7 protein-coding genes and 2 pseudogenes are annotated in these 7350 nt (G+C 50.2%); 8 read left to right on the plus strand and 1 reads right to left on the minus strand.

Annotated features, from left to right (window positions below; translation table 11 throughout):
- Window positions 1–201, plus strand: a pseudogene (locus QZF50_RS21765) (anti-adapter protein IraM); the annotation flags it as partial.
- Window positions 202–303: 102 nt separating this feature from the next.
- Here QZF50_RS21765 and icd read toward each other — a convergent pair.
- Window positions 304–1554, minus strand: coding sequence for an NADP-dependent isocitrate dehydrogenase (gene icd, locus QZF50_RS21770; protein ID WP_000444487.1), 1251 nt, complete (start codon window positions 1552–1554; stop codon window positions 304–306).
- 171 nt (window positions 1555–1725) lie between these two features.
- On the opposite strand from icd, the gene rluE reads away from it, so the two are divergent.
- The 7 genes and pseudogenes from rluE to QZF50_RS21805 form a co-directional block, all read left to right on the plus strand.
- Entirely contained in the window at window positions 1726–2379 is a 654-nt protein-coding gene (gene rluE / locus QZF50_RS21775) for a 23S rRNA pseudouridine(2457) synthase RluE (RefSeq protein WP_001248691.1), read from the plus strand.
- Window positions 2380–2388: 9 nt separating this feature from the next.
- Window positions 2389–2850, plus strand: coding sequence for a phosphatase NudJ (gene nudJ / locus QZF50_RS21780; RefSeq protein ID WP_000476089.1), 462 nt, complete (start codon window positions 2389–2391; stop codon window positions 2848–2850).
- Window positions 2851–2903: 53 nt separating this feature from the next.
- Window positions 2904–4010 carry a tRNA 2-thiouridine(34) synthase MnmA gene (gene mnmA / locus QZF50_RS21785; protein ID WP_001378857.1) on the plus strand — a complete coding sequence of 369 codons (1107 nt, stop codon included), beginning with the start codon at window positions 2904–2906 and terminating at the stop codon, window positions 4008–4010.
- Between the two features lie 35 nt (window positions 4011–4045).
- On the plus strand, window positions 4046–4687 hold the full coding sequence (hflD, locus tag QZF50_RS21790; RefSeq protein WP_001297479.1) for a high frequency lysogenization protein HflD: 642 nt from the start codon (window positions 4046–4048) through the stop codon (window positions 4685–4687).
- A 3-nt stretch (window positions 4688–4690) separates the two neighbouring features.
- Window positions 4691–6061: an adenylosuccinate lyase gene (gene purB / locus QZF50_RS21795; protein ID WP_000423729.1), complete on the plus strand. Its 1371-nt coding sequence runs from the start codon at window positions 4691–4693 to the stop codon at window positions 6059–6061.
- Between the two features lie 167 nt (window positions 6062–6228).
- Window positions 6229–6900 carry a two-component system response regulator PhoP gene (gene phoP / locus QZF50_RS21800; RefSeq protein WP_001265481.1) on the plus strand — a complete coding sequence of 224 codons (672 nt, stop codon included), beginning with the start codon at window positions 6229–6231 and terminating at the stop codon, window positions 6898–6900.
- Window positions 6900–7350: pseudogene (locus tag QZF50_RS21805) on the plus strand (two-component system sensor histidine kinase PhoQ); the annotation flags it as partial. The gene phoP and the pseudogene QZF50_RS21805, both read left to right, overlap by 1 nt.

Here is a 7350-nt window from a genome sequence, read left to right on the forward strand (position 1 = left end):
ATATTTACACCGGTTAAATCTGGAATTATCCTTAAAGATAAAGAATATCCTATTACTATTTATAACATCGCACCATTCAACAAGGATTTATGGAGTCTACTCAAAAGCAGTCAAGAGTGTCCTCCAGGAGAAAGCAAAATAACAAATAAATGTTTGCATAATAGTTGCATTATAAAAATATGCCCATATGGGCTCAAGTAAAGGGTTTTATATAAATATGCTCGATATGCTATTAATAATACCTACATAAATAAAACAACGGGCGTGTTATACGCCCGTTGCAATATTAAACACATGTAGTGATTACATGTTCTTGATGATCGCATCACCAAATTCTGAACATTTCAGCAGTTTAGCGCCTTCCATCAGACGTTCGAAGTCATAGGTTACAGTCTTGGCGTTGATTGCGCCTTCCATACCTTTAACAATCAGGTCTGCGGCTTCAGTCCAGCCCATATGGCGTAACATCATCTCAGCGGAGAGAATAATAGAGCCAGGGTTTACTTTGTCCTGACCGGCGTATTTCGGCGCAGTACCGTGGGTGGCTTCAAACAGGGCGCATTCGTCACCGATGTTTGCACCAGGGGCGATACCGATACCGCCAACCTGCGCTGCCAGGGCGTCAGAAATGTAGTCACCGTTCAGGTTCATACAGGCGATAACATCATATTCAGCCGGACGCAGCAGGATCTGTTGCAGGAATGCATCAGCAATCACGTCTTTAATGACGATCTCTTTGCCGGTGTTCGGGTTTTTAACTTTCAGCCACGGGCCGCCGTCGATCAGTTCACCGCCAAACTCTTCACGCGCCAGCTGGTAGCCCCAGTCTTTAAACGCGCCTTCGGTGAACTTCATGATGTTGCCTTTGTGCACCAGGGTCACAGAGTCACGGTCGTTGGCAATTGCGTATTCAATCGCGGCACGGACCAGACGTTTGGTGCCTTCTTCAGAACACGGCTTGATACCGATACCGCAATGTTCCGGGAAGCGAATTTTCTTCACGCCCATCTCTTCACGCAGGAATTTAATCACTTTCTCGGCGTCGGCAGAGTCTGCTTTCCATTCGATACCCGCATAAATGTCTTCCGAGTTTTCACGGAAGATAACCATATCGGTCAGTTCAGGGTGTTTAACCGGGCTTGGAGTGCCTTGATAGTAACGTACCGGACGCAGGCAGATGTAGAGATCCAGTTCCTGGCGCAGGGCAACGTTCAGAGAGCGAATACCGCCACCAACAGGAGTGGTCAGCGGACCTTTAATGGCAACGCGATATTCACGAATCAGATCAAGGGTTTCAGCAGGCAGCCAGACGTCCTGACCATAAACCTGTGTGGATTTTTCACCGGTGTAAATTTCCATCCAGGAGATTTTACGCTCGCCTTTATAGGCTTTCTCGACTGCAGCGTCGACCACTTTCAGCATGGCTGGGGTTACATCTACACCGATTCCATCACCTTCAATGTAAGGGATAATCGGATTTTCAGGAACGTTGAGTTTGCCGTTTTGCAGGGTGATCTTCTTGCCTTGTGCCGGAACAACTACTTTACTTTCCATTCACCTCTCCTTCGAGCGCTACTGGTTTGCTCGTCTGCCACCACGTTGCATATGCGTTTGCGTCCTGCGATACGGATGCTTTAGAGCAATTTTTTGTTAATGATTTGTAATTGGCTTGTCAATACTACCCTATTGTTTGCCGTCATGAAAGATGCGCGTTATTAGGCTATAATGCGGCAATTCATAATCTCTGAAAATACCATGCAAAAAACTTCTTTTAGAAATCACCAGGTTAAGCGATTCAGCTCGCAACGTTCTACCAGGCGTAAACCTGAAAACCAGCCCACGCGTGTGATCCTGTTCAATAAACCCTACGATGTTCTTCCGCAGTTCACCGATGAAGCCGGACGCAAAACATTAAAAGAATTCATCCCGGTTCAGGGCGTTTATGCAGCAGGTCGTCTTGACCGCGATAGCGAAGGGTTACTGGTGCTGACCAATAACGGCGCGTTGCAGGCGCGTTTAACCCAGCCGGGTAAACGCACCGGGAAAATCTATTATGTGCAGGTGGAAGGTATTCCCACACAAGACGCACTTGAAGCCTTGCGCAATGGCGTAACCTTAAATGATGGCCCTACCCTGCCCGCCGGCGCGGAGCTGGTTGACGAACCAGCGTGGTTATGGCCGCGGAATCCACCAATTCGTGAACGCAAAAGTATTCCCACCAGCTGGCTGAAGATCACCTTATATGAAGGACGTAATCGCCAGGTGCGCCGCATGACCGCCCATGTTGGTTTCCCCACGCTGCGACTGATTCGCTATGCGATGGGAGATTACTCTTTGGATAATCTTGCCAATGGCGAATGGCGAGAAGTGACAGATTAAGGATGCAAAATGTTTAAACCGCACGTTACCGTTGCTTGCGTGGTGCACGCAGAAGGCAAATTTTTAGTCGTTGAAGAGACGATTAATGGTAAAGCGTTATGGAACCAACCTGCCGGGCATCTGGAAGCCGATGAAACCTTAGTGGAAGCCGCCGCCCGTGAACTGTGGGAAGAAACCGGCATCAGCGCGCAGCCGCAACACTTTATTCGTATGCATCAGTGGATTGCGCCAGATAAAACGCCGTTTTTGCGTTTCCTCTTTGCCATTGAGCTTGAGCAAATATGCCCGACCCAGCCTCATGACAGCGATATCGACTGCTGTCGTTGGGTCAGCGCCGAAGAGATTTTAAAGGCGTCAAATCTTCGTTCGCCGCTGGTGGCGGAAAGTATCCGTTGTTATCAAAGCGGGCAACGCTATCCGCTGGAGATGATTGGCGATTTTAACTGGCCTTTTACAAAGGGTGTCATCTAAAAGGCTGCGTGATAGAATACGCCGCCTTGAAGTTCAATGTCGTGAGTGATCCAATGTCTGAAACCGCAAAAAAAGTAATCGTCGGCATGTCCGGCGGTGTCGATTCCTCCGTTTCTGCCTGGCTGTTGCAACAACAGGGATATCAGGTTGAAGGCCTGTTTATGAAGAACTGGGAAGAAGACGACGGTGAGGAATATTGCACAGCGGCAGCGGATCTGGCTGATGCCCAGGCTGTCTGCGACAAGCTCGGCATTGAACTGCACACCGTTAACTTTGCTGCCGAGTACTGGAACAACGTCTTCGAACTGTTCCTTGCCGAATATAAAGCCGGTCGCACGCCGAATCCGGATATTCTGTGCAACAAAGAGATCAAATTTAAAGCCTTCCTCGAATTTGCCGCCGAAGATTTAGGTGCCGATTATATCGCTACCGGTCATTACGTACGTCGGGCCGATGTCGATGGCAAGAGCCGCCTGCTGCGTGGTCTGGACAGCAATAAAGACCAGAGCTACTTCCTTTATACGCTCAGCCATGAGCAGATTGCGCAAAGCCTGTTCCCGGTCGGCGAACTGGAAAAACCGCAGGTGCGTAAGATTGCTGAAGATCTTGGTCTGGTCACCGCGAAGAAAAAAGACTCTACCGGCATTTGCTTCATTGGCGAACGTAAATTCCGCGAGTTCCTGGGCCGTTATCTCCCGGCGCAACCGGGCAAAATCATTACCGTCGATGGCGATGAAATTGGTGAGCACCAGGGGCTGATGTATCACACTCTCGGTCAGCGTAAAGGTCTGGGTATCGGTGGCACCAAAGAAGGTACCGAAGAACCGTGGTATGTGGTGGACAAAGACGTCGAAAACAACATTCTGGTTGTCGCTCAGGGCCATGAACACCCGCGGCTGATGTCTGTCGGGTTGATTGCCCAGCAGTTGCACTGGGTCGATCGCGAACCATTCACCGGCACTATGCGTTGCACGGTAAAAACCCGCTATCGCCAGACCGATATCCCTTGCACCGTCAAGGCGCTGGACGATGATCGCATTGAAGTGATTTTCGATGAACCGGTTGCCGCCGTGACGCCGGGCCAGTCTGCCGTCTTCTATAACGGTGAAGTGTGCCTCGGTGGCGGTATTATTGAGCAGCGTCTGCCGCTGCCGGTCTGATTATTATCTTTACTTAAAACAAGGAAGCAGTGAACGTGGCAAAGAATTACTATGACATCACCCTCGCCCTGGCCGGTATTTGTCAGTCGGCACGCCTGGTGCAACAACTCGCTCACCAAGGGCATTGTGATGCCGATGCGCTACACGTCTCACTCAACAGTATTATTGATATGAACCCCAGCTCGACGCTGGCGGTTTTTGGCGGTAGCGAAGCCAACCTGCGCGTCGGGCTGGAAACCCTGCTCGGCGTGCTCAATGCCAGCAGTCGCCAGGGCTTAAACGCCGAATTAACCCGCTACACACTCAGCTTGATGGTGCTTGAGCGCAAACTCTCCTCAGCGAAAGGCGCGCTCGACACTCTGGGCAACCGGATCAACGGCCTGCAACGCCAGCTCGAACACTTCGATTTACAGTCCGAAACGCTGATGAGCGCGATGGCTGCTATCTATGTTGATGTGATCAGCCCGCTTGGCCCGCGCATTCAGGTCACCGGTTCCCCTGCTGTACTGCAAAGCCCACAAGTGCAGGCGAAAGTTCGCGCAACCCTGCTGGCAGGCATTCGCGCCGCCGTGCTCTGGCACCAGGTCGGCGGCGGACGTCTGCAACTGATGTTTTCTCGTAATCGCCTGACCACTCAGGCAAAACAAATTCTTGCTCATTTAACCCCGGAGTTGTGATCTATGGAATTATCCTCACTGACCGCCGTTTCCCCTGTCGATGGACGCTACGGCGATAAAGTCAGCGCGCTGCGCGGGATTTTCAGCGAATATGGTTTGCTGAAATTCCGTGTACAAGTTGAAGTACGTTGGCTGCAAAAACTGGCCGCGCACGCAGCGATCAAGGAAGTTCCTGCTTTTGCTGCCGACGCAATCGGTTACCTTGATGCAATTGTCGCCAATTTCAGCGAAGAAGATGCCGCACGCATCAAAACCATCGAGCGTACCACTAACCACGACGTTAAAGCGGTTGAGTATTTCCTGAAAGAAAAAGTGGCGGAGATCCCGGAACTGCACGCGGTTTCTGAATTCATCCACTTTGCCTGTACTTCGGAAGATATCAATAACCTCTCCCACGCATTAATGCTGAAAACCGCGCGTGATGAAGTGATCCTGCCGTACTGGCGTCAACTGATTGATGGCATTAAAGATCTCGCCGTTCAGTACCGCGATATCCCGCTGCTGTCTCGTACCCACGGTCAGCCAGCCACGCCGTCAACCATCGGTAAAGAGATGGCAAACGTCGCCTACCGTATGGAGCGCCAGTACCGCCAGCTTAATCAGGTGGAGATCCTCGGCAAAATCAACGGCGCGGTCGGTAACTATAACGCGCATATCGCCGCTTACCCGGAAGTTGACTGGCATCAGTTCAGCGAAGAGTTCGTCACCTCGCTGGGTATTCAGTGGAACCCGTACACCACCCAGATCGAACCGCACGACTACATTGCCGAATTGTTTGATTGCGTTGCGCGCTTCAACACCATTCTGATCGACTTTGACCGTGACGTCTGGGGTTATATCGCCCTTAACCACTTCAAACAGAAAACCATTGCTGGTGAGATTGGTTCTTCCACCATGCCGCATAAAGTTAACCCGATTGACTTCGAAAACTCCGAAGGGAATCTGGGCCTTTCCAACGCGGTATTGCAGCATCTGGCAAGCAAACTGCCGGTTTCCCGCTGGCAGCGTGACCTGACCGACTCCACCGTGCTGCGTAACCTCGGCGTGGGTATCGGTTATGCGCTGATTGCGTATCAATCCACCCTGAAAGGCGTGAGCAAACTGGAAGTAAACCGTGACCATCTGCTGGATGAGCTGGATCACAACTGGGAAGTGCTGGCTGAGCCAATCCAGACAGTTATGCGTCGCTATGGCATCGAAAAACCGTACGAGAAGCTGAAAGAGCTGACTCGCGGTAAGCGCGTTGACGCCGAAGGCATGAAGCAGTTTATCGATGGTCTGGCGTTGCCAGAAGAAGAGAAAGCCCGCCTGAAAGCGATGACGCCGGCTAACTATATTGGTCGAGCTATCACCATGGTTGATGAGCTGAAATAAACTCGTATCAGTGCCGGATGGCGATGCTGTCCGGCCTGTTTATTAAAATTATCCACTTTTTCTTTTTTCACTTTACCTCCCCTCCCCGCTGGTTTATTTAATGTTTACCCCCATAAACACATAATCGCGTTACACTATTTTAATAATTAAGACAGGGAGAAATAAAAATGCGCGTACTGGTTGTTGAAGACAATGCGTTGTTACGTCACCACCTTAAAGTTCAGATTCAGGATGCTGGTCATCAGGTCGATGACGCAGAAGATGCCAAAGAAGCCGATTATTATCTCAATGAACATTTACCGGATATTGCGATTGTCGATCTCGGATTGCCTGACGAGGACGGTCTGTCACTGATTCGCCGCTGGCGTAGCAATGATGTTTCACTGCCGATTCTGGTATTAACCGCCCGTGAAAGCTGGCAGGACAAAGTCGAAGTATTAAGTGCCGGTGCTGATGATTACGTGACTAAACCGTTTCATATTGAAGAGGTGATGGCGCGAATGCAGGCATTAATGCGGCGTAATAGCGGCCTGGCTTCACAGGTCATTTCGCTACCCCCGTTTCAGGTTGATCTCTCTCGCCGTGAATTATCTATTAATGACGAAGTGATCAAACTGACCGCGTTCGAATACACCATTATGGAAACGTTGATACGCAATAATGGCAAAGTGGTGAGCAAAGATTCGTTAATGCTCCAACTCTATCCGGATGCGGAGCTGCGGGAAAGCCATACCATTGATGTACTGATGGGACGTCTGCGCAAAAAAATTCAGGCACAATATCCGCAAGAAGTGATTACTACCGTTCGCGGCCAGGGCTATTTGTTCGAATTGCGCTGATGAAAAAATTACTGCGTCTTTTTTTCCCGCTCTCACTGCGGGTACGTTTTCTGTTGGCAACGGCTGCGGTAGTACTGGTGCTTTCGCTTGCCTACGGAATGGTCGCGCTGATCGGTTATAGCGTCAGTTTCGATAAAACTACGTTTCGGCTGTTACGTGGCGAGAGCAATCTGTTCTATACCCTTGCGAAGTGGGAAAACAATAAGTTGCATGTCGAGTTACCCGAAAATATCGACAAGCAAAGCCCCACCATGACGCTAATTTATGATGAGAACGGGCAGCTTTTATGGGCGCAACGTGACGTGCCCTGGCTGATGAAGATGATCCAGCCTGACTGGCTGAAATCGAATGGTTTTCATGAAATTGAAGCGGATGTTAACGATACCAGCCTCTTGCTGAGTGGAGATCATTCGATACAGCAACAGTTGCAGGAAGTGCGGGAAGATGATG

This window comes from uncultured Escherichia sp., assembly GCF_948475835.1.
Taxonomy (GTDB): domain Bacteria; phylum Pseudomonadota; class Gammaproteobacteria; order Enterobacterales; family Enterobacteriaceae; genus ECMA0423.